At 37.9% G+C, this 264-nt stretch carries 1 pseudogene; it reads left to right on the top strand.

Annotated features, from left to right (window positions below):
- A pseudogene (locus ACPYOJ_RS35640) lies at positions 1-264 on the top strand (hypothetical protein); the annotation flags it as partial.

Genomic DNA, 264 nt, shown 5'->3' with positions numbered 1-264 from the left:
GCTGAAAAAATCAGAAAAAGACTTTTAAAATGGTCTGTTTTTGCATTAATTTCTGTCATCATCACCAACTTTATGTTTATGTATAGCGTTGGCTACGAAGAGGTTTTCAGAATCATCTCTCAGGGACCGGCAGATAATCCATTCAAATTTATTGCAATGGTTGCTTTTACCATGATTTTCTATTTTGTTTTCACATGGCTTCGTGAGCAGGTTTGTACATTGGTTTGCCCTTACGGAAGGCTGCAGGGCGTTCTGATTGATAAG

The organism is Rhizobium sp. SVR5-9E (assembly GCF_056755095.1).
The sequence above is the reverse complement of the archived record's forward strand: the minus strand, read 5'-3'. Positions and strand labels throughout refer to the sequence as shown.